The organism is Pseudomonas sp. NPDC087639, assembly GCF_044743385.1.
In the GTDB taxonomy this organism is placed as follows: domain Bacteria; phylum Pseudomonadota; class Gammaproteobacteria; order Pseudomonadales; family Pseudomonadaceae; genus Aquipseudomonas.
The window spans coordinates 40905-61797 of record NZ_JBIUWI010000004.1 but is presented as its reverse complement, the minus strand read 5'-3'; the positions used below and the strand labels follow the sequence as shown (position 1 = coordinate 61797).

18 protein-coding genes are annotated in these 20893 nt (G+C 60.5%); 12 read left to right on the top strand and 6 right to left on the bottom strand.

The window, feature by feature from the left end; all coding sequences use genetic code 11:
* Window positions 1–43 precede the first annotated feature (43 nt).
* A complete protein-coding gene (locus ACIOVB_RS03730; RefSeq protein WP_187680388.1) occupies window positions 44–937 on the bottom strand; it encodes a LysR family transcriptional regulator in 894 nt (297 codons plus the stop codon).
* A 114-nt stretch (window positions 938–1051) separates the two neighbouring features.
* Here ACIOVB_RS03730 and ACIOVB_RS03725 point away from each other — a divergent pair, with 114 nt between their 5' ends.
* From ACIOVB_RS03725 to phnE, 5 genes are all read left to right on the top strand, one after another.
* The gene (locus ACIOVB_RS03725) at window positions 1052–1453 is read left to right on the top strand and encodes a RidA family protein (protein ID WP_187680387.1); all 402 of its coding nucleotides are present in this window, start codon (window positions 1052–1054) and stop codon (window positions 1451–1453) included.
* A gap of 168 nt (window positions 1454–1621) precedes the next feature.
* The gene (locus ACIOVB_RS03720) at window positions 1622–2485 is read left to right on the top strand and encodes a putative selenate ABC transporter substrate-binding protein (RefSeq protein WP_401264919.1); all 864 of its coding nucleotides are present in this window, start codon (window positions 1622–1624) and stop codon (window positions 2483–2485) included.
* Window positions 2482–3279, top strand: a complete 798-nt coding sequence (locus ACIOVB_RS03715; RefSeq protein ID WP_401264918.1) for a phosphonate ABC transporter ATP-binding protein — start codon at window positions 2482–2484, stop codon at window positions 3277–3279. The genes ACIOVB_RS03720 and ACIOVB_RS03715 overlap by 4 nt, the downstream gene beginning before the upstream one ends.
* Window positions 3273–4097 carry a PhnE/PtxC family ABC transporter permease gene (locus ACIOVB_RS03710; protein ID WP_401264916.1) on the top strand — a complete coding sequence of 275 codons (825 nt, stop codon included), beginning with the start codon at window positions 3273–3275 and terminating at the stop codon, window positions 4095–4097. Before ACIOVB_RS03715 ends, ACIOVB_RS03710 begins: the two co-directional genes overlap by 7 nt.
* Window positions 4094–4861 (top strand): phosphonate ABC transporter, permease protein PhnE, encoded by a 768-nt coding sequence (gene phnE / locus ACIOVB_RS03705; protein ID WP_401264914.1) that lies wholly within the window; start codon window positions 4094–4096, stop codon window positions 4859–4861. The genes ACIOVB_RS03710 and phnE overlap by 4 nt, the downstream gene beginning before the upstream one ends.
* Window positions 4862–4875: 14 nt before the next feature.
* Here the strand turns inward: phnE and ACIOVB_RS03700 are convergent, their stop codons facing one another.
* From ACIOVB_RS03700 to ACIOVB_RS03685, 4 genes are read right to left on the bottom strand one after another with little or no spacing between them, the layout of a single operon-like run.
* The gene (locus ACIOVB_RS03700; RefSeq protein ID WP_401264912.1) at window positions 4876–7776 is read right to left on the bottom strand and encodes a bpX6 domain-containing protein; all 2901 of its coding nucleotides are present in this window, start codon (window positions 7774–7776) and stop codon (window positions 4876–4878) included.
* On the bottom strand, window positions 7769–9598 hold the full coding sequence (locus ACIOVB_RS03695) for a hypothetical protein (protein WP_401264910.1): 1830 nt from the start codon (window positions 9596–9598) through the stop codon (window positions 7769–7771). The genes ACIOVB_RS03700 and ACIOVB_RS03695 overlap by 8 nt, the downstream gene beginning before the upstream one ends.
* The gene (locus ACIOVB_RS03690; protein WP_401264908.1) at window positions 9598–10032 is read right to left on the bottom strand and encodes a hypothetical protein; all 435 of its coding nucleotides are present in this window, start codon (window positions 10030–10032) and stop codon (window positions 9598–9600) included. Before ACIOVB_RS03690 ends, ACIOVB_RS03695 begins: the two co-directional genes overlap by 1 nt.
* On the bottom strand, window positions 10029–11150 hold the full coding sequence (locus tag ACIOVB_RS03685) for an AAA family ATPase (RefSeq protein WP_401264906.1): 1122 nt from the start codon (window positions 11148–11150) through the stop codon (window positions 10029–10031). Before ACIOVB_RS03685 ends, ACIOVB_RS03690 begins: the two co-directional genes overlap by 4 nt.
* Window positions 11151–11422: 272 nt before the next feature.
* On the opposite strand from ACIOVB_RS03685, the gene ACIOVB_RS03680 reads away from it, so the two are divergent.
* Together ACIOVB_RS03680 and ACIOVB_RS03675 are read left to right on the top strand one after the other, a co-directional pair.
* The gene (locus tag ACIOVB_RS03680; protein ID WP_401264904.1) at window positions 11423–13102 is read left to right on the top strand and encodes an MFS transporter; all 1680 of its coding nucleotides are present in this window, start codon (window positions 11423–11425) and stop codon (window positions 13100–13102) included.
* A gap of 151 nt (window positions 13103–13253) precedes the next feature.
* A complete protein-coding gene (locus ACIOVB_RS03675) occupies window positions 13254–13472 on the top strand; it encodes a hypothetical protein (protein ID WP_401264902.1) in 219 nt (72 codons plus the stop codon).
* A gap of 234 nt (window positions 13473–13706) precedes the next feature.
* Here the strand turns inward: ACIOVB_RS03675 and ACIOVB_RS03670 are convergent, their stop codons facing one another.
* Window positions 13707–13988: a DUF2798 domain-containing protein gene (locus ACIOVB_RS03670; protein WP_401264899.1), complete on the bottom strand. Its 282-nt coding sequence runs from the start codon at window positions 13986–13988 to the stop codon at window positions 13707–13709.
* 127 nt (window positions 13989–14115) lie between these two features.
* Here ACIOVB_RS03670 and ACIOVB_RS03665 point away from each other — a divergent pair, with 127 nt between their 5' ends.
* The 5 genes from ACIOVB_RS03665 to ACIOVB_RS03645 all read left to right on the top strand — a co-directional run bounded on the left by ACIOVB_RS03665 (window position 14116) and on the right by ACIOVB_RS03645 (window position 20885).
* A complete protein-coding gene (locus ACIOVB_RS03665; RefSeq protein WP_401264897.1) occupies window positions 14116–15072 on the top strand; it encodes a LysR substrate-binding domain-containing protein in 957 nt (318 codons plus the stop codon).
* Window positions 15073–15133: 61 nt separating this feature from the next.
* Window positions 15134–16183 carry an alpha/beta hydrolase family protein gene (locus ACIOVB_RS03660; RefSeq protein WP_401264894.1) on the top strand — a complete coding sequence of 350 codons (1050 nt, stop codon included), beginning with the start codon at window positions 15134–15136 and terminating at the stop codon, window positions 16181–16183.
* 85 nt (window positions 16184–16268) lie between these two features.
* On the top strand, window positions 16269–17126 hold the full coding sequence (gene yghU, locus ACIOVB_RS03655; protein ID WP_401264891.1) for a glutathione-dependent disulfide-bond oxidoreductase: 858 nt from the start codon (window positions 16269–16271) through the stop codon (window positions 17124–17126).
* Window positions 17127–17381: 255 nt separating this feature from the next.
* On the top strand, window positions 17382–19559 hold the full coding sequence (locus ACIOVB_RS03650; RefSeq protein ID WP_401264889.1) for a TonB-dependent siderophore receptor: 2178 nt from the start codon (window positions 17382–17384) through the stop codon (window positions 19557–19559).
* A gap of 132 nt (window positions 19560–19691) precedes the next feature.
* Window positions 19692–20885, top strand: a complete 1194-nt coding sequence (locus tag ACIOVB_RS03645) for an ATP-binding protein (RefSeq protein ID WP_401264887.1) — start codon at window positions 19692–19694, stop codon at window positions 20883–20885.
* The last annotated feature ends 8 nt before the right edge of the window (window positions 20886–20893 follow it).

Here is a 20893-nt window from a genome sequence, read left to right as displayed (position 1 = left end):
AGTCAATCGCGCCTGCGGCAGGTGTCTGCTTGCACCAGATCCGCTACGCCATCAACTCCACAATCCAATCAATAAAAACCCGCAACTTCCGGCTGACATGACGGTTCGGCGGATACGCCACGTAGAGCGGCATCGGTTCCAGTTGCCAGTCTTCGAACAAGGGCACCAACTCGCCCTGAGCCACGTGCGCATCGGACATGTATTTGGGCAGCCATAACACTCCCATTCCGGCCAGACCTGCTGCGAGATAGGCATTACCGTCGTCGACGGCCAGCACATGACGGCCCTTGATTTGCAAACGTTCACGCTCGTTATGCAAGGCATAGGGCACGGGTTTGCCGGTGCGCGCCCACAAGAAAGCAACGACGCGATGATGTGAATCTTCCAGCTCCTGTGGATGCAGCGGTGTGCCTGCACGCGCCAGGTAGTCTGGCGCGGCAAACACACCCAGTGGAAGATCCGCGACTTTGCGAGCCATCAATGACTGATCCAGCAGTTCACCTCCGCGCACCACGCAATCGACGTTCTCATCGATGATGTCGACGATACGATCACTGACGCCCATGTCGATCTGGATGTCCGGGTAGCGCGCGTGAAACCCGGGCAATGCCGGCACAAGAATATGGCGCGCCAGTGGACTGGGTACATCCACGCGTAACCGGCCACTGGGCAAAGCGGCGGCGCCGGACAGGCTGGTTTCGGCATCCTCCATGTCGGCCAGCAGCTTGATCACTCGCTCGTAATACAGCGCGCCGTCCGCCGTGACGTTGACCTTGCGTGTGGTGCGGTTGAGCAATCTGACCCGCAACCTGGCTTCCAATTGCTGGACGAGCTGGGTCACGGTGGTCTTGCTCATGTGCAGGGTTTCGGCGGCTTTGGTGAAACTCCCCGCCTCGACCACCCGGGCGAAGGCCTGCATTGCATCAAAACGGTCCACTTTTCGCCCTCTGATTGTTTGTATATTGCAAACAGTGAGCGCCAAGATTGCGCGTTTATCGCCCCACTGCAAGCCCCTAATGTTGCTCCATCAACTCACTGATGGAGACACCCCATGACTCAGCGCGATGTTGTTTTTCCACCTGGACGCCAGGCCCTTTACGAACGTCATCAATACTCCCCTGCCGTGCGGTCCAACGGTTTTCTGTTTGTCTCGGGACAAGTCGGTAGCACCGAGGACGGCTCGCCCGAGCCGGATCTGGAAACCCAGGTGCGGCGCGCGTTCCACAACCTCAATGCGATCCTTGAGGCTGCCGGGAGCAGTTTTGAGGATGTGGTCGACGTCACCGTGTTCATCGTCGATCCGCAATCGAAGTTCGAGACGATCTGGAATATCGTCGTCTCCGAGTTCTGGGGCAACGCGCCGCATCCGACGGCAACCGCCATCGGCGTCACCTGGCTGTACGGTTTCGACTTCGAGATCAAGGTGATCGCCAGAGTGCCTGAGTCCAACTGACCCTAAAACGTGGGGGCAAGCTGCTCGCGCCGCGCTGATTTGTAAGCGGCGCGTGCAGACGCTGGCCTTTGGATCGTCGAATGCGTATAACCTCGCCGTTTCGTCTAACCTGACTTTGCGCCCGGATGCAGGCGCAATGATTTTGACGCTCACGAAACGGAGATTCCCATGCTCAAACGAACCCTGGCTCTGACAGCCGGCCTGGCCCTGTCCTTTTCTGCGCTGGTGTCGCAAGCCGCTGATGTATTGCGGGTCAGTGCGATCCCCGATGAAGCCCCGACCGAGTTGCTGCGCAAGTTCGAGCCACTGGGTGCGTATCTGGAACAGCAATTGGGCATGAAGGTGCAGTTCGTTCCGGTAGCCGACTACCCGGCGGTGGTTGAAGCGCTGGCCACCGACCGTCTCGACATGGCCTGGCTGGGCGGTTTCACCTTTGTTCAGGCGCGTTTGAAGACCGACGCCACCACCCCGGTGATTCCGCTGGTGCAACGCGAGCAGGACGCGCAGTTCACCAGTAAATTCATCACCGCCGACCCGAACGTCAAGAGCCTGGCCGACCTCAAAGGCAAGACCTTCGCCTTCGGTTCGGTATCGTCCACCTCCGGCAGTTTGATGCCGCGTTACTTCATGCTGAAAAATGACAACATCAAGCCTGAAGCGTATTTCAGTCGTGTCGCTTATTCCGGCGCTCATGACGCTACCGTCGCCTGGGTGCAGGCCGGCAAGGTCGATGCTGGTGTGTTGAACGCCAGTGTCTGGCAGAAACTGGTAGATGCCGGCAAGGTCGACACCACTAAAGTGAAAGTCTTCGCCACCACCCCGACCTACTTCGATTACAACTGGACGGTGCGTGGCACGCTCGATCCGGCATTGGCGGCGAAGATCAAAAAAGCCTTCCTTGATCTCGACCCGGCCAACCCTGAGCAGAAGAAGATTCTCGACTTGCAGGCAGCCAGCCGTTTCATCGATACCAAGCCTGAAAACTACAAGGGCATCGAGGAAGCCGCCCGCGCTGCCGAACTGCTGAAATGACCTTACGCCTCACCCAAGGCAGCCTGCGCCACGCCAATGGAGTCGACGCCCTGCGTGGCGTCGACTTGCAGATCGGCGTCGGCGAACAGGTCGCCATCATCGGCCCGTCCGGGGCCGGAAAATCGAGTTTGCTCAACCTGCTGGCCACCGCGTTACGGCCCAGCAGCGGTGGCATTGAAGTGCTCGGCGAGCGTACCTGGCACTTGTCCGCCCGGCAGCGACAGCGTCTGCGCGCGCGGATCGGCCTGGTGCATCAAGCGCCGCCCCTGCCACCGCGTCAGCGCGTGGTCACGGCGGTATTGGCCGGCAAACTCGGCCAATGGAGTCTGGGCAAAAGCCTGCTGAATCTGTTACATCCGCTGGACGTGCCCGGCGCTCGCGCGGCGTTGGCGCGCCTGGATCTTGCCGACAAGCTGTTCGCCCATTGCCAGCAATTGTCCGGCGGCCAATTGCAGCGTGTCGGCATTGCCCGGGTGCTGTATCAGGCGCCGGAGATTCTGCTGGCCGACGAACCGGTTTCGGCGATGGACCCGGTCATGGCGGGTCACACGCTGTCGATCCTGTCGCGCCACGCCCGCGAACACAACGTCACGTTGGTGGCGAGCCTGCATGCGGTGGATCTGGCGCTGTCGCACTTCCCACGCATCATCGGTCTGCGTGACGGGCAGATTCTGTTCGACAGCCCTTCCGATCAAGTCAGCCACGAGATGCTCGACGCGCTGTACGCCAACGAACAACTGCAATCGCCGACTGCTGCGGTAGCGCCTTTGACTGTGCAGATTCCACGATGCTGAACGTCGATTCACGCGACCCCGCTGCGTGGCCGCGACTGCTGCTGACAATCGTGGCGATTGCCTTGTTGTGGCCGGGAATCCAGATCAGTGAACTGGACCTCGGCGTGCTGCTGCCCGACAGCCAGAATGAAATGGGCCGGTTTGTGGCGCAGTTCTGGCCGCCGGCACACGATGAAGCCTTTATGCAGTTGTTGTTCAAAGCCACCTTGCAAACCCTGGCGATTGCCACTGCCGGCATGGCGTTGGCGCTGCTGTTGGCCGTCCCCGCCAGCCTGCTCGCCAGTCGCGCCTTGTCGCTGTCTGCGGCCTCACGGGGTGGCGTGCCAAGCCGTTGGGGCCGGTTGCTGCGCTGGCCGGTTCGCGGTGTGTTGATCTTCCTGCGCAGCGTGCCGGAGATCGTCTGGGCATTGCTGTTTGTGCGCGCGGTCGGCCTCGGGCCGGCGGCGGGTGTGCTGGCAATCGCCATCACCTACAGCGGCATGCTCGGCAAGGTCTACGCAGAAATTTTCGAATCCACCGACCAACGTCCGGCCCATGCCTTGTTGCAATCGGGCAGCGGCCGGCTGGCGAGTTTTGCTTACGGCATTCTGCCTAATGTCGGTGCCGAACTGCTGTCGTACACGGTCTATCGCTGGGAATGCGCAATCCGTGCTTCGGTAGTGATGGGGTTTGTCGGTGCCGGCGGCCTGGGCCAGCAGATCGACCTGTCGATCCGCATGTTCGCCGGCGGTGAAGTCGCGAGCATTCTGCTGACCTTCCTGCTGCTGGTGCTGGCGGCCGATCAACTCAGCCGCTTGCTGCGCTGGAGGCTGACGTGAATCGCCTGATCAATCTGTTGCTCATCACGGGTATCGGCGTGGCGGTTTTCGCTTCGTTTGCTTATCTGAGCCTTGATCTTGGCGAACTTGGCAGTGCCACTAGCCTCAAGCAAATGGGCGCATATGTGCAGCGCTTTCTCAGCCCGGATCTGAGCGCCGGTTACCTGAAGGCGATCTTCCACGGTTCGATGGAAACCCTGGCCATGTCGGCCCTCGGCACTCTGCTCGCGGCTGTGTTTGGCATCGTTCTCGCCCTGCCCGCCGCCGGGCGTTTCGGCTGGCCGCTGCAAAGTACCTCGCGCCTGCTGCTTAACGGCCTGCGCGCGATTCCGGAATTGGTCTGGGCCGCGCTGATGGTGCTCGCCGCTGGCCTCGGCCCGAACGCCGGCACCCTCGCCCTCGCCCTTCACACCACCGGCGTGCTGGGCCGATTGTTCGCCGAAGCACTGGAAAACACCCCCCCGCAGCCCGCCGAAGCGATCCGCTTGCAGGGCGGCAACCCGCTCCTCGCCTTCTGCTACGGCACCCTGCCCAACCTCGCCCCGCAACTGCTCGCCTACATTCTGTACCGCTGGGAAAACAACATCCGCATGGCCAGCGTTTTGGGCTTCGTCGGCGCGGGCGGATTGGGGCAGATGTTGTATGTGAGCCTGAGCCTGTTTCAGGAAGCACAGGCCAGCACGGTGATTCTGGCGATGCTGGCGCTGGTGTTTGCGGTGGACTGGTTCAGTGCGTGGAGCCGCCAGCGTTGGGTCAAGGCGTAGGCGGCCGGGCCCAGTCAATTCAGCGAGAGGTTGTGTTGGGTGGCTGAGTCGACGTTGATGTGACTCATGCGTCCAAGGTCATCGAACAGCAAGAAATCGGGCCCGAAACAGCGTAATTTCACACCGTGCAAAGGCCATTGCAACGTGGCGCAGAGTTGGTCGCTGCCGCGATGAATGAAATGCCACCGCATCTCGTGATCGTTGATCAGGTAACGAGTCAGCATCCATTGGCCATGCAGATACACATCCAGCCCATCGCTTTCTTCCGCATCCAGCCCCGGTAACCGGTAGCCTTTGCGCCCGCCGATCCACTCCACCACCAAGACAGGATCTTCATTGTCGGCCAGTTTGAGTGTTGCGCTGAGTACCCGACCATCGGTGTCGAGCAACTGGAAACTGCCCACTGGCACGGCCGGCATCAAATCCCGAGTGATCAATCGACGCTCGGGCAAGCGGTAGTGCCACAGATACAAGCCCTGGTCTGGGTGAGTCAGCCACAGCAGTTCGTTTTGCTCATCATCTTTCATACCGCAGACCTGACCCGGCAAATCGCTGACATGCCACAGGGTTTCGAATCCATGATCGACATCGACTACCCGTACCTGCCGATCCCGTCCGACGGTCCAGGTCAAACCGTCGAATGACCGGGCGAACACATCAAACCGCTGCACGCCCAGATCCGTCGCACTGCGCGTGACCAGATCGAGCTTGCTGATGCGCCAGACTTCATCGCGCCGGGCCAGCACCAGCACGACCTGCCGGTCATGGGCCAGTACGATGTTGTGTGCCGGCACCGGGAAATGGCACAGGCTCTGACCGTGCGCATCGATAACCATCGCCCCCGACTCGCCCAACGCGAGCAAATAACGCCCCTGCTCCAGCGGCACCGCATCGAGAATCTTGCGGTTGCCCATGAACGGGGCTGTCCATTCAAGTGGCTCACCCACTTGCGACAGCGAGACCCTCGCGGCGAGGGTCGGTAACGCCCCCGGCAGGTCGGCCTGCAACAGTTTGTCCTTGCTCATGCTGACCAGTGCCTGCAATTGCAGATGCGTCAAGCGACAATGGCCGTCAATCTGGTCGGCCAGCACCGCGTGCACGATGGCACCGGCCAGCCAGGCCAGTGCACTCGCGTGCGTCTTGTGCTGCAACAATATCTCGGCCAATGCCGCGCGCTCGGCGTGACGTGCCGGATCATCGCGCAGTTGCTCGACCCACTCGGCGTAAGCCTGCAAGGTATCGGGCAACAGCGCCGCACGTTTCACCAATGCGCCCAACGCCAGCGTCCCCCCCGCCGCTTCAGCATCCAGCAGCCACTGGGCAGCGCGTTGGCGCTCCGCGGTCAGCGGCCATATCACCTCGACGGCTTGCAGCCAGAGGCCCTGGCGGGTCAGCGATTCGGCCCATTCCAGACGCAAACGGTCGGCGCTGTCCGGCCACTTGCCTTGCAGCAATGTCACGGCGGCCGCAAACGCGTTGTCACGCCGGGCGACCAGCAAGGCGCGCTGCCAGTTGTCGGCCAGACATAGCAGGCGCACGATCATCGCAGACGGCATATCCCAGGCCAGCGCGAGGTCGGCGGCTTGTTGCAGCCGTCCATGCTTCTCGAGATAGTCGAGCGACTCCTGACGCACCTTGAGCAGCTCGGCAAGCACGAAGACCGCTTCCTCAATACGGCCCGCGCGATCGAGGCGCTCAAAGGTCTGCCGGTAGACCTGACGCAGATGCATTTCCATGTCGTGTTCGAACCTGATCGAACGCGTGGGTCCACGGCCGTGGTCGATCATCAGATCCTCACGGCGCTGCGGCGTACCGAACGACTGCTCGCCGCTGCTCTGCTCGCTACCCAATGGAATCGCGTGACGCAGCGCCTCTTCGAAATCGCCGTCCTCGAACATCTCGAGCATGCGCCGCATGTAGGCGGCCTGACGCTTGCCATACAGAGCCGACAGACGCGAATTTTCAGTCAAACGCGTCACCCAGCGCCGCCAGCGCGGCGGTTTGGCTTTGACCGGTGTGGCGCGGGCTTCGATGCCGGGCTCGGCGGCACGGGTAGCCGAAGGCCGTACGGGCACTGGCCGGCGCAACAGGTGGCGCAGCCCGGCCAATATCAGAGTCAGGGCAATCCCACCGATCAATGTCCCGACCACAATGGCGCTGATTTGCACCGAGACCGGCGACGCTGTCTTCGCTGGCAAGCCTTGCAGGCCAGGATTTTGCCCCTGCGACCCCATCCAGAAAACCGCTATCAGAATCACCAGGGTCACACTGAGCTTCAGCCACGGCAAAGGCGTGTCAGCCGATTGAGTCCACCCCGTCTCTTTCGCAGTGACGGCTTTATAGACCGGCTCCTTCGCCGCATTTTGTTGACGTTCCAGCAACGCTTTCATGACCTGTGCCTGCTCGGGGCTGACCGGACGCAACGCGTCGCCGAGAATTTCCCGGACGTCGGTGACCACGGCCACGGGCTCGAGCACTGGCTCCGGCAGCACGTTGCGACAGTCATAGGTGTCGAGCAAGGTGAGGCCATTGATGTCAAGCCAGTCACCCGGTGCCAGGGCCACGGCATCGCGCAAATGCAGGGCACTGACGTGACTGCCGCGCACCAGCCAAAGGTCGGCAGCCGGCAGGTTGCGCATTTCCTGCGGATCGAGCAGCGCCGAACACAGTGCGGTGCCTTGACGAATCAGCGGCCAACCGGTCAACGCCTCGCATTGCACGGCGATGGGCTGGCGAAAGCGCAACAAATCACCGTCGGCGAAACGGTAGGCCCGGGCCTCGGTTTGCCAGTGTTCGAGGAGCAGGACGGCGCGTTCGGCCTCGCTGCAACGCTCGGCGGCGAACCACAGGCCTTCAATGTGTTGATGGCCGGTCAACAGCGGACGGCGGATCAATGCTGTGTCATGTTCAAGCATCGCTGCCGTCCTTGTATTCCGGATGTTCATTACAAATGATCTGCAAACGCAGGAGACGTTGCGGCACCGCGTACACCAGCAGTTCGCGGGCCTTGGTCAACACAGCGATCAAGCCGCTCAGCGGGCAGAAGCTGTATTTGACGATGGGGTCGGCGGTGGTAAACAACACGTGCTGTGCGCCTTCGCAGTACACGGCGATAGCGTGCTGGTTGGGGGCGAGCAACAACAGTGAATAACGCTCGTTGTCTTCTTGAAGCAAACCAACGCCCTTCCAGCCGGGGGTCAGCACGATGCGTTCGATTTCCGAGGCCGCGCCCTTGGCTGACACCACGCCCCAACTTTCGCACCCGTCGCTCATCCTCAACACCGCGCAACCGCCAAAGCCCTTGCGCCACAGGGGACTGGCGGCAAACAGCACCTGATCGACTTGCCCAGCGAGCCCCACCACATACGCCGCCGTGACATCGCCGTCAGCGTTGACCGAGTGCGTGTGCAACCGATCACCCTCACGGCGCGCATACGCCACGACGTCACTGTCAACCTTGGCCATGCTCGACACGTTCGCCGCCAGCCGGTAGGTGTGCCGCGTTTTGGGTTTAGCCGGCGTACGGCCGGTTTCCACTACCCAGAACGCCAGATGGCCCTGGCTGTCGAGCAGAAACAATCGGCCCGTCGATTTATTGCGCAACCCGGCTACCGGCAGGAGCGAAGCGGTGCCCGGCGGCAGCTTGAGTTCTTCAAGGCCCGGTTTGTCGACCGGTTTCAGCCCGGGCATGCTCCAGAACGTCAATTGCTCCTGATCACTCAAGACAGTGCCCAAGGCCTTGCCGTTGAACATCGCCGCCAATGCCGTTTGCCTGGCAGACCACAGACTCTGGCGGATTTCGAGGGGCTTCTTCTGGTTGTGCACCGGCAGCTTGATGACCACCATGCCGGGCTCACCTAGCAGTTTCAGGGCGACATGCGTACCCGCGCTGGAAATCACCGGTTGCAAGGTCAGCGACACACGCGGTACGCGGGCTTTCGCGGTCGGTGCGGCCATCGCCACTTCGCCTTCGAACTGGCCTTTGAGCAACTGCAAGGCCAGGCGTTCGTCGGGAAGCGGCAGCGACACTCGACGAGCGCCGGCCGCTTGCAGCGCCACCGACAGACTGCGTCCGTCGAGGCTGCGCGATACCTGGACGCGATGGGTGCAGGACAAGCCTTCGGTCGCGGGCAAGCGCTGGCCCACCAGCCAGCATTCGCCGACGGGCTCCGGTTGCGCATTCAATCCGTCACGCCAGGCCTGCCAGTGCCCGGTGTCAACGGTTTTGAAGGTACGGGCGCTGAGCAAGCGTTTGAGCTGTGCTGCACTGTCGAGCGAATGCAGTTGTGGCGCCTGCTGCAAAACGCCCCAGCGCAGCTCGGCGCCGGCGTCTTTGGCGCGACGTGCAAGCAGGATCAGCAAGGCCATGTGCACCAGACGCGCGGCACCCAGTTGCAGCGGCCCGGCATCGAACAGCACGACCATCAAGCGGCTGGCCTGATGCGAGCGATATTGCGGCGCAAGGAACAGGTGTTCACCCACCGCGGCCCGGCGCAAAAACTCGTCAGGCACTTCGTCGGCCAACAGCCACTCACTCGACAACAACCGCTCATAAGGGCCACGACGTTGCAGATCAGCCAAGCCATCGGGCTCGGGCACACCGCCCTGCTGTTGGCCGCGCAGTGGACCCAGCACCGGATCCAGACGCCCGAACAGATCAGCAAACAGCGGCAGTTGTTCTGGGGCAAACCATTGCAGCCAGTCGCGCCAGGGTTGCAGAGATTGCGGTAATTGCATCAGCGACCCGCCCAATAAGCATCAATGCGCTGCAAATGCTGCGCAGTCACCGGCAACAAACGATCCAGCGGCATCACGGCGGCTGGCTCACGCCAGAGCAGCAGCGGCGCCCGCGCGAATCTATTGGACAGCGCCTGCCCCAGCAGATCTGTCGGCCGGTCGGGCTCCCAACTGGTTGGCAGCCACAGCCCCGGTGCACGTTCGTCCATCGCCGCATACGCCACGCCGTCGACCCACGGCAGGTCCGCTGCGACACCGGCCACCACCAACACGTCACGATTGGCCGTAGCCTGCAGACGCCCGGCCTGTTCCTCGGGGACCAACAGTAACCGTGCGTGCAAACGCCGCGCGACCTCGCCCCAGGCCACCGCGGCTTGGGGTTCGACCGGCGTGCGCCGTGACTGCCAGGCCCAACTCATCGGTTTGACCGTCATGCCGCAGACGTCAGCAGACGCGCCACCTGACCACGGACTTCCTGCAACTGCGACGGAATGGTCTGATCATTGAAATTGGCGTCGATTTCGCGCAGCAGGCCTTCGAGCAAGGCGCTGCCCGGTGGCTCGGTACGCGCCAGATAATCCTCGCCGGTTTCCAGCAAGCGACTGAGCCGCGACATCGGCTGCAAGGTGGCTTCTTCCACGGCGCTGAACAAATGACTGTTATTGGACTGGGCGAAAATTTCGCGCAGTACTTCGCGACCATGCTGCTGGGTTTCTTTGGTCGGCAGCACGTACAGCAGCGGCCACAGATCCGCTTCGCTGGCTTCGAGTCGCCCGCCCAGCAACGCGGCGGCGGCGATCAGGCGCTGGGATTTGACGATGCGCCGGTCCGACAACTGAATACCGGCCTCACGCAGACGGCGGATGGCTTGGGCCAACGCCGGGCGGACGGCGCCCAGATCGACATTCTTCAGCGCCTGGCCAAGAGTGTCCAATTGGCTCAGGCCCAACAACTGCTGAACCGGTCGTTGCTCGGACTGCCAACCGCCTGCGAGCATCGCTTCGAGCTGATTGTCCGGTACCGATTCGACGAACAGATGCAGCAGGAAACGATCACCAAACGCCGCCAGCGCTTCATCGTCCGGCAAGCCGTTGGAGGCACCGACGCAGACCCTCAACGGGCACTGAATCTGCGTATGGCCGCGGCGGAAGCGGCGTTCGTTGAGTACACCGAGCAAGGTGTTGAGGATCGCCGTCGAGCCGAGGAAAACTTCGTCGAGAAAGACGATGTCGGCTTCCGGGAGCATGCCGCTGACATCCGTTTCGACCGTACCTTCCCGGAGCTTTTTCAGGTCGACCGCGCCAAACAGCTCCGACGGCTCGGTGAAACGCCCCAGCAGATATTCGAAATAACGCCCCCCCATTGATTGCGCCACTCGCCGCACCACGGCGCTTTTGGCGGTACCCGGCGGGCCGATGACCAGAATGTGCTCCTGTGCCACAGCGGCCAGCACGATCAGCTCGGCCAATTGCTCTCGCCCTACCAGACCTTCGGTGGCGACCCGCACAGCCTGACGGATTTGCGCGGCAGCGCTCTGCAATGAAGCATTCATGGGCATCTTCCCTGAAAAGTGGATTCTTGATTGTGTGCTGATCGGCTGCTATCGGCTGCTGGCGAGTGATCTTTAATTGCCAGTGCGGGCAAGTGCACGAGTGGATATCTGCCAGAAGCTGATTATGCTTCAGGAAACCGCGCAGCAATGCGCGGCGGTCAGACTGTGCACGCTTTACGCGAGAGCAATGGCGACAGATGCCACAAGGCCAGAGTGCAATAAGCGATATGTGGAACTCCGGCCTACAACAATAAGCACGACGGAGAACACCTATGGCCACAATCGACACAGCATCCACAGGCAGTCCACCCCGCAGCGGCGGCATCACCAAGGAGGAGCGCAAGGTCATCTTTGCCTCGTCCCTTGGGACGGTGTTCGAGTGGTACGACTTTTACCTCTACGGCTCACTCGCGGCGATCATCGCCAAGCACTTTTTCGCCGGCGTCAACGAGACCACGGCGTTTATCTTTGCCCTGCTCGCCTTCGCCGCCGGATTCGCCGTGCGGCCGTTTGGCGCGATCGTGTTTGGTCGCCTCGGCGACATGATCGGGCGCAAACACACGTTCCTGATCACCATCGTCATCATGGGTGTCTCTACGGCTATCGTCGGTTTGCTACCGGGCTACGCAACCATCGGTGTCGCCGCGCCCGTGATCCTCATCACCCTGCGATTGCTGCAAGGCCTGGCGCTGGGCGGTGAGTACGGTGGCGCGGCCACTTACGTCGCTGAACATGCGCCACCAGGCAGACGCGGTTTCTTCACTTCATGGATTCAAACTACAGCGACCCTCGGCCTGTTTCTCTCGCTGCTGGTGATCCTGGCCTGCCGCACCGCGCTGGGTACCGAAGCGTTCGAAGCCTGGGGCTGGCGGATTCCGTTTCTGCTGTCGATCCTGCTGTTGATCGTCTCGGTGTATATCCGCCTGCAACTGAGCGAGTCGCCGGTGTTCCAGAAAATGAAGGCCGAAGGCAAGGCGTCCAAGGCGCCGCTGACCGAGTCGTTCGCCCGTTGGGACAACCTCAAAGTGGTGATCATGTCGTTGCTCGGCGGCACGGCCGGCCAAGCCGTGGTCTGGTACACCGGGCAGTTCTACGCGCTGTTCTTCCTCCTGCAGACGCTGAAGATCGACCCGCAAACCGCCAACCTGCTGATCGCCGGCTCACTGCTGATCGGCACACCGTTCTTCGTGATCTTCGGCAGCCTGTCCGACCGTATCGGCCGCAAACCGATCATCATGGTCGGCTGCATTCTGGCCGCGCTGACCTACTTCCCGATCTTCCATGCGCTGACTCAGTACGGGAACCCCGACGTGTTCATCGCCCAGGAGAAAAACCCGGTCAAGGTGATCGCCAATTCCGATCAGTGTTCGTTCCAGTTCGATCCGGTGGGCAAGGCCAAATTCACCAGCTCCTGTGACCTCGCGAAAACGTTACTGGCGAAACGGGCGATCCCTTATGAAAACATCGAGGCCGAACCCGGCACCGTGGCGCAGGTGCGCATTGGCGACAAAGTGATCGAGAGTTTCGAGGGCAGCGCCCTGCCGGCCGCCGACTTCAAGACCCGTAACGACGCCTTCACTGCCAGCCTCGGCACTGCACTGAAGGACGCCGGTTATCCGGAAAAAGCCGATCCGGCGAAAACCAACTACCCGATGGTGCTGCTCCTGCTGACCATTCTAGTGATCTACGTGACCATGGTTTATGGGCCAATCGCGGCATGGCTGGTCGAACTGTTCCCGACCCGCATCCGCTACACCTCCATGTCACTGCCCTATCACATCGGCAACGGCTGGTTTGGCGGTTTCCTGCCGACCGTGGCGTTCGCGATGGTCGCGGCCACCGGGGATATTTACTACGGCTTGTGGTACCCGATCGTGATTGCGGTGATGACGGCGATACTCGGCACGTTCTTCCTGCCGGAAACCAAGGATCGCGACATACTGAAGGATTGATGCTGTCCACCTGCAGGCGCTGTCGAGTGCGGAATTCGGCAGCGCCTGCAGGTGCTTTATGGTTCAGCGCCGTTCATTCCGATATCCGTAGAAAAATCGAACACTCGCCACAACGCTGCCTCCAATGTTTACACCCACGGAGGTCAACGATATGAACAGCAACGACAACAAAGCCCCGAACGCCCCGCCTACCGATACGTCCGGTAAACCGGTGAACGTAATCGAGCGAGATCTTGAGGAAAGGGACGACGACATAAGGGCGGTGGATGACGTCATCACGCCGTCGTCTAATCGTGTCAAAGAGCAGGATGCCGAAGAGTTGCAGCGCAAGGTGGATGAGATTGAGCGCAAGGTGGCGGACGGGAATTGAGGTTCGCGGAATCAATTGGATTTACCCCCTCACCCCAGCCCAAGACTCCAGCCTGCACAGCCGATGAAAATCAAATGGGTATCTCCGTTTTCCAATGTAGGAGCTGCCGCAGGCTGCGATCTTTGTTTTTCAAGATCAATAGATCGCAGCCTGCGGCAGCTCCTACAGAGGTCGTGTTACGGGTCTGGACAGTCGGGCTGACGGCGAAGTTTCGATTGATTGTCCGGGAACAGGTCAGCGCGGGAGGTGCGGATGCACAGTCAACGCCACCAGTTTGATCACGATGGGCCGCACGACGAGGATGCACAGGAATGCCACCGGCATCGCCAGCTTATAGGCATGCAACGTATTACTCAGGTAGTTGTTATCAATGCCGGAGTTGGAGGCCGTGATCACCAACGACATGAGGAACGCCATGATTGTCGCCATATACAACGCGAACACATAGGGTGTCGCACGCGCTGACAGCTTGCGCCGGTTGACGTACAAGGCATCGGAGCTCGTTCTTTGATTCATATGGCTTTTCCATCCATTGACAGGGAGCAGGCACCTTAGCAAAGCCGACTGCCCTCAACTAGACGGCTCCCCGTAGGTGCTTTATAAAGCAGAACTTACGAATCAACCCCTATTGCGCAGGCCATGGATGAATCTGTTAGCGGCAATTGCCAGTTTTATCAAAGTGGTGGAATCGGGCTCCATCGTCGGTGCCGCCAAGATACTGGGCGTCAGTGCGGCGGCGGTAAGTCAGACGATCAATCGGCTTGAGGCGCACCTGGGCGTGCAGCTTTTGCAACGCACGACGCGGAGCATGGCGCTGACTGAAAACGGCGCGGTGTACTACGACAAGGTCAAGCGCATCGCGGCGGATCTGGAGTCGGCGCAAAGTGCAATCAGCGATGAAGCAAGCGAACTGCAAGGCCGCCTGAGCATTGCCTCGACCTCTGCCTTCGGACGCCATGTGCTGGCACCTCTGATCGCCGGTTTCGCCGCACAACACCCGCGCCTGCTCATTGAGTTGTCGACCACCGACGGCAAGATCAACCACATCCAGGACGGCATCGATCTGAGCCTGCGGATCAAGCCACAACTGGAAGACGGCATCGTTGCACGCAAGATCGTCTCCTTGCCCTTCATCTTCTGCGCAGCCCCTGCTTATCTGGAGCGCGCCGGCGTGCCGCAATCGCCGGACGATCTGCAAAACCACGCGTGCCTGGCATTTCGTTACCCGCTGGACGGGCGCTTTTTGCGCTGGAGTTTTCTGCGTGACGGCCAGCGTTACGACGCGAGCATCAATGCCACCGCCATCAGTGACGACATCGATGCACTGACGCAGATGGCAATCAGCGGTGCGGGGATTACGCGACTGGCGGAGTTCGTGGCAGCGCCTTATCTGGCAAGCGGGCAACTGCTGCCGCTGTTCGAACAGCGCGATAACGCAACACACGCGGTGGTCGAGCCGATGGAGATTTACGCCTGTGTGCAGGAGCGTGCGGCGATGACCGGCAAGGCCAAGGCCTTCATGGATTATTTGACGGAACATTTGAACGTACGCTGGCCGATAGAGGAAATTGTCGCCGGGGCGCTCGAAGACACTCGCTGAAACGCTCGGGTTGAGGCAAAGTCCACCTCGCCAATCGGCCCCATCACGGAAGATAAAAACAATGAAAAAAGCCCTCGGTTCTCTGCTGCTCATTTGCCTGAGCACCAGCGCATTCGCTGACGAAAACCCGATCGGTTTCCAGAGCCTCAAGTTGCCGGACGCGAACAATGAACGCCCGCTGGAAATGGTCGTCTGGTACCCCGCCGGTGCAAGCACTGCCACACCAAAACTGATCGCCGACAATCCGGCGTTTGTCGGTGTCCTGGCTGTCGACAATGCGCCACCCGTCAGCGGCGAGCATCCATTGCTGGTGCTCTCACACGGTTACCGCGGCAATTGGGGCAACCAGGCGTGGCTGGCCAGTGCACTGGCGCATCAGGGTTACATCGTCGCGGCAGTCAATCATCCCGGCAGTACCACCCATGACCGCAGCCCTGAAGCGGCGGCGCAGTTATGGCAGCGCCCCGTGGACATCAGCCGAGCCATCGATGCGGTGACGGCTCAACCGGAAAAGTTCGGCGCAGTCGCGCAGCGTCGTATTGCCGTCGCAGGCCATTCACTGGGCGGCTGGACCGGCCTGGAAATCGCCGGCGCTCGTTTCGACACAGAGCTTTATGCACGGGAATGCAAAGTCCATTCGCAACTGGCCAGTTGCTCGGTTTACCAACAGATGAATCCCGCCAGTAACCCGGCATCGAAGGCTCGACTGGCCGCCGATTTACGCGATAAGCGCGTGACGGCCGTGGTTTCGCTGGATTTGGGCCTGTCACGCGGCTTCACCGATGACAGCCTCGCGGCGCTGCAAGTGCCGGTGTTGGTAATTGCCGCAGGCGTGCCGTCCCAAGACTTACCCGCCGAGTTGGAATCCGCCGACCTGGCCAAGCGTCTGCCGAAAACCTCCAGCCAGTATGTCGAGATCAGCGACGCCAGCCATTTCAGTTTTCTGTCGCTGTGCAAACCCGGCGCGATCGCAATGCTCGAAGAAGACGCCCCCGGTGACGGCATCATCTGCACCGATGGCGACGGCGGACGTCCACGCCCGGTGATCCAGGCGCAGACGATTGCGCTGATTACCGAGTTTTTGGACAGGTCTGCCGGCAACGTGAAATAACCGGACTTCACTGGCACCCGCCAACATTTTTCCATACGGTGTCTATCTCACTTCATCTCAGCCAGCAATCGACGAGGCCAATTTCATGAGTAAAGCGCCCTACGTTCCGCCCAAGGTCTGGAAAAACGAAGCGCCGTCCGGCGGCCAGTTCGCCAGCATCAACCGCCCGATTGCCGGGCCGACGCATGAGAAAACGCTGCCAGTCGGCAAGCACCCGTTGCAGCTCTATTCGCTGGCCACCCCCAATGGCGTGAAGGTGACCATCCTGCTTGAGGAGTTGCTGGCGCTGGGGCATACCGCCGCCGAATACGACGCATGGCTGATCCGCATTGGCGAGGGCGATCAGTTCTCCAGCGGTTTTGTCGATATCAATCCGAACTCGAAAATTCCCGCGCTGCTCGACCGCAGCGTCGAGCCACCGGTTCGTGTCTTCGAGTCGGGTTCGATCCTGCTTTATCTCGCGGAGAAGTTCGGCGCCTTCCTGCCCAAGGATCCGGCTGGACGCACCGAAACTCTCAACTGGCTGTTCTGGCAGATGGGCTCGGCGCCTTATCTGGGCGGGGGGTTTGGGCACTTCTATGCCTATGCACCAGAGAAAATGGAATACCCCATCAATCGCTTCACCATGGAAACCAAGCGACAACTGGATGTGCTCAATCGGCGCCTCGCCGAAAGCCCTTACCTTGCCGGTGACAGCTACACCATTGCCGACATTGCGGTCTGGTCGTGGTATGGCCAACTGGTGCGCAACAATGTGTATTCGGCGGCGGAGTTCCTTTCGGCGCAGGAGTACACCCATGTACAGCGCTGGGCAGAGGAGATCGCCAATCGGCCTGCGGTCGTTCGCGGGTTGCGCGTCAATCGGACGTGGGGCGATGAGGCGACTCAGGTGCCTGAACGTCATCAGGCCGATGACCTGAACGCCCCTCTCTCCCACTCGTAACGCCATCTCAATAGCAGCGCCATTTCAGGCGCTGCGTTGACCCTCGATCCAGACCTCCTCAGCCTGCCAACGCCCGCCGACCGCTCTAGCTCGGTGGACTTCCCGATGTTGCGCACCCGCGCAGATGTGAAAATCTTGTTAACTATCTGAGCCGTACAGCTTTCTTCGAGCGGAACCATCTGACACACTAATGCGAATAATTCCTACAAGCACTTGCACTGGATTCGTTTTCGTATCATTTGGGGAAGCAGATTGATGTCGTTTCACACCATTCACCGCCGCTCGCACCTTTCACCTAACCTGTTGGCACTGGCTATCTGCGCGGCCAGCATCGCGCCTGCCATGGCTGACGAGGCTGCGACATCCACGCCTGAAAACGCCGTTGCACCGACCACGCTGGAACTCGGCGCGACCGAAATCGGCGCCACGCAGATGAGCAGCACCACTGAAGGTTCGCAGTCCTACACCACCGGCCCGATGCAGACCGCGACCAAGCTGTCGCTGACCCTGCGCGAAACGCCTCAGGCAGTGACCGTCATCACCCGCCAGCGCATGGACGATCAGGCCATGACCAGCATCAACGATGTGGTGCGGGCAACGCCGGGGTTATTCCTCAGTCAGGCCGGCGGTCCGGGCCGACAGACCTACAAGTCTCGCGGTTTCGACATCGATAACATCATGTACGACGGCCTGCCGAGTTCTTATTCGCCGTACACGATGGCGGTGCAACCGAACCTTGCAATGTTCGACCGGGTTGAAATCGTGCGCGGTGCGACCGGTCTCGTCACCGGTGCCGGCAACCCGTCTGCCGCGATCAACATGGTGCGCAAACGCCCGACATTCACGCCGCAAGTGACGCTGACCGGCGCAGCGGGCAGTTGGGATGATTACCGCGGCGAGATCGACGCCTCCGGCCCACTGAACGAAAGCGGCACGTTGCGTGGCCGTGTTGTGGGTTCCTATCAGGGCGCCGACAGCTTCCGCGACAAAGAAGAAAACGATCACGGTTTGTTCTATGCCATCGGTGAAGCCGACCTGAGCGACAGCACCACCGCGACCCTGGGTTTCTCCCGTCAGAACGAACAGACCAACTATTTCTGGGGCGGCTTGCCGATCGGCACCAACGGCCACCACCTCGATCTGCCCCGCTCCACCTACGGTGGCTCCGATTGGGAGAACAAGAAGCTGCAGATCGACACGGTCTTCGGTGAAGTCGAACACCGCTTCGACAACGACTGGAAACTCCACGTAGCCGGTTCGTCCTCGACACTAAACGGCGAATTCTCAGGCACTTACCTGTCGCGTTACGCCGGCCCTCTGGAAACCACGGCGTACCAATCGCACAACACCGACAAGCAGACCGCTGTCGATGCGTTCGCCAACGGCCCGTTCGAAGCCTTCGGCCGCACCCACGAACTGGTCGTGGGTGCCAGCAACCGTGTCTACGATGCGACCTCCAAGGAATACGATCCCTACACCACCGCGTGGCCAATCGGGGCGCCAAAACCCGATTTTGTGCGTGACGGCAAAACCCGCAACGTCACCACACAAGATGCCGTTTACCTGACCACCCGCCTGAGTCTGGCCGATCCGCTGACGCTGATCCTCGGCAGCCGCCTGGACTGGTATGACAACGATGACCGCACTGGCGATGGCGACTACAAAGTCACCCGCAACCTGACGCGATATGCCGGCCTGATCTACAAACTCGACGACCACTACTCCGTTTACGCCAGCTACACCGACATCTTCACGCCGCAAACCCAGAAAGATATCTCCGGCAAGCTGCTGGAGCCGATCGTGGGTGAAAACTACGAGGTCGGCATCAAGGGCGAATATTTCAACGGTGCACTTAACGCCAGCCTGGCCGTGTTCCAGATGGATCAGACCAACCGCTCAACCCTCTCGGAAAATCAGTTGGGTTGCCCGGTCATGACCTGCTACAGCGCATCTGGCAAAGTCCGCAGCCAAGGCATTGATCTTGAACTGCAAGGCGCACTCACCGAAAACTGGCAGGTCGGCGCCGGCTACACCTACACCCGCGCCCACTACATCAAGGACGCAGACCCAGCTAACAATAATCAGCGTTTCGAAACCGACACGCCTGAGCACTTGTTCAAAGTCTCCACCCTGTACCGCCTCCAGGGACCACTGGAAAAATTCCGCGTCGGTGGCAACGTCTACTGGCAAAGCCGCATGTACAACGACATCGCGCTGACCAATGGCAGCTATCGCCTTGAACAGGGCAGTTACGCGATTACCGACTTGATGGCTGGCTACGAAGTCAATAAACACCTGGATCTGCAGGTCAACGCGAACAACATCTTCGATCGTGTCTACTACTCCGCCATCGGCACCGACGTCACGTGGGGCTCTACCGAAAACTACGGCAATCCGCGCAGTTACATGCTGACCGCCAAATACAAGTTCTGAGTGGCTTAACACCCTCGGCACAGCCGCAAAGGGCGCCCGGGAAATCCGCGGTACCCTTTTTTGCCTCACCAATTAGTCATGTTCGGCAATTAGAGATAGTCTCTGAGCGAGATCATTTCGAAGTGCCGCCCCATGCCCCCTCCAGAATTTGCCGCAGACATCGACGCCATCCGCAGCATTGACGCGGTGCCCGTGATCCTGAGCATGGTCAAACACCTCACTGGCATGCGCTTCGCTGCGGTTGCTCGCGTCACCGATAAGAACTGGGTGGCGTGCGCAGTCGACGACTCGATCGATTTCGGACTCAAGCCTGGCGGCGAGCTGGTCCTCGAATCGACCATCTGTCACGAGATCCGGCAACACCAACAGCCGGTGATTTTTGGCCATGCCAGTGCCCACCCGGTGTTTTCACAGCATCACACGCCAAAAACCTATGGACTGGAGAGCTATATTTCCATTCCGATAGTGAAAGCCAACGGTGATTTTTTCGGCACGCTTTGCGCCATCGACTCGGTCCCGGCGAATCTTGAAGAACCCGCCATCGCCAAGACGCTCACGCTCTTTGCCCAACTGATTGCCATGAGTCTCGACACTCAAAGCCATCTTCAAGCCACCAAAACCGCTCTGGACACGGCCAATGAGCTTGGCAGGCTGCGCGAGCAATTCATCGCGGTACTGGGGCATGACCTGCGCACGCCACTGAGCGCCATTCGCATGAGCGCCGACCTGCTCGAAAGCAAAACCGAAGACAAGCGTTCGCTCAATTTGCTTGCGGCGATCCGCCACAGCTCTGTGCGCATGGGCGTGCTGATCGAGAACATCCTCGATTTTGCCCGGGGACGGCTGGGCGGCGGGATTCCGGTGCAGCGAAAGTTAGTGGATGACTTGCAGAAGACGTTGCTGCTGACACTAGAAGAAGTCCAGGCCTCCCATCCGCAGGCAACGTTCGTGCATGCGCTGGACATACCGGCAGGTGTCTATTGCGATACTTTGCGCATCAGCCAATTGCTCTCCAATTTACTGGGGAACGCGGTCACTCATGGGTCAACCGGCACACCGATCATCCTCAACGCCTGTTCCGAGAACAACGAGATCGTCATCTCGCTGACCAACCAGGGCACGCCGATTCCAGCGCAGTTGATGCCACTGTTGTTCGAGCCTTTTTCCCGATCCGAAGCCGGGCAGCGCGATGAAGGGCTGGGACTGGGGCTCTATATCGCGTCGCAGATCGCGACGGCGCACAACGGCAGCCTGAGCGTCACATCAGACATCCAATCAGGAACCCGCTTCATAGCGCGATTCCCGGCTCAGTTCAAATGGGTTTGAGCTGACGC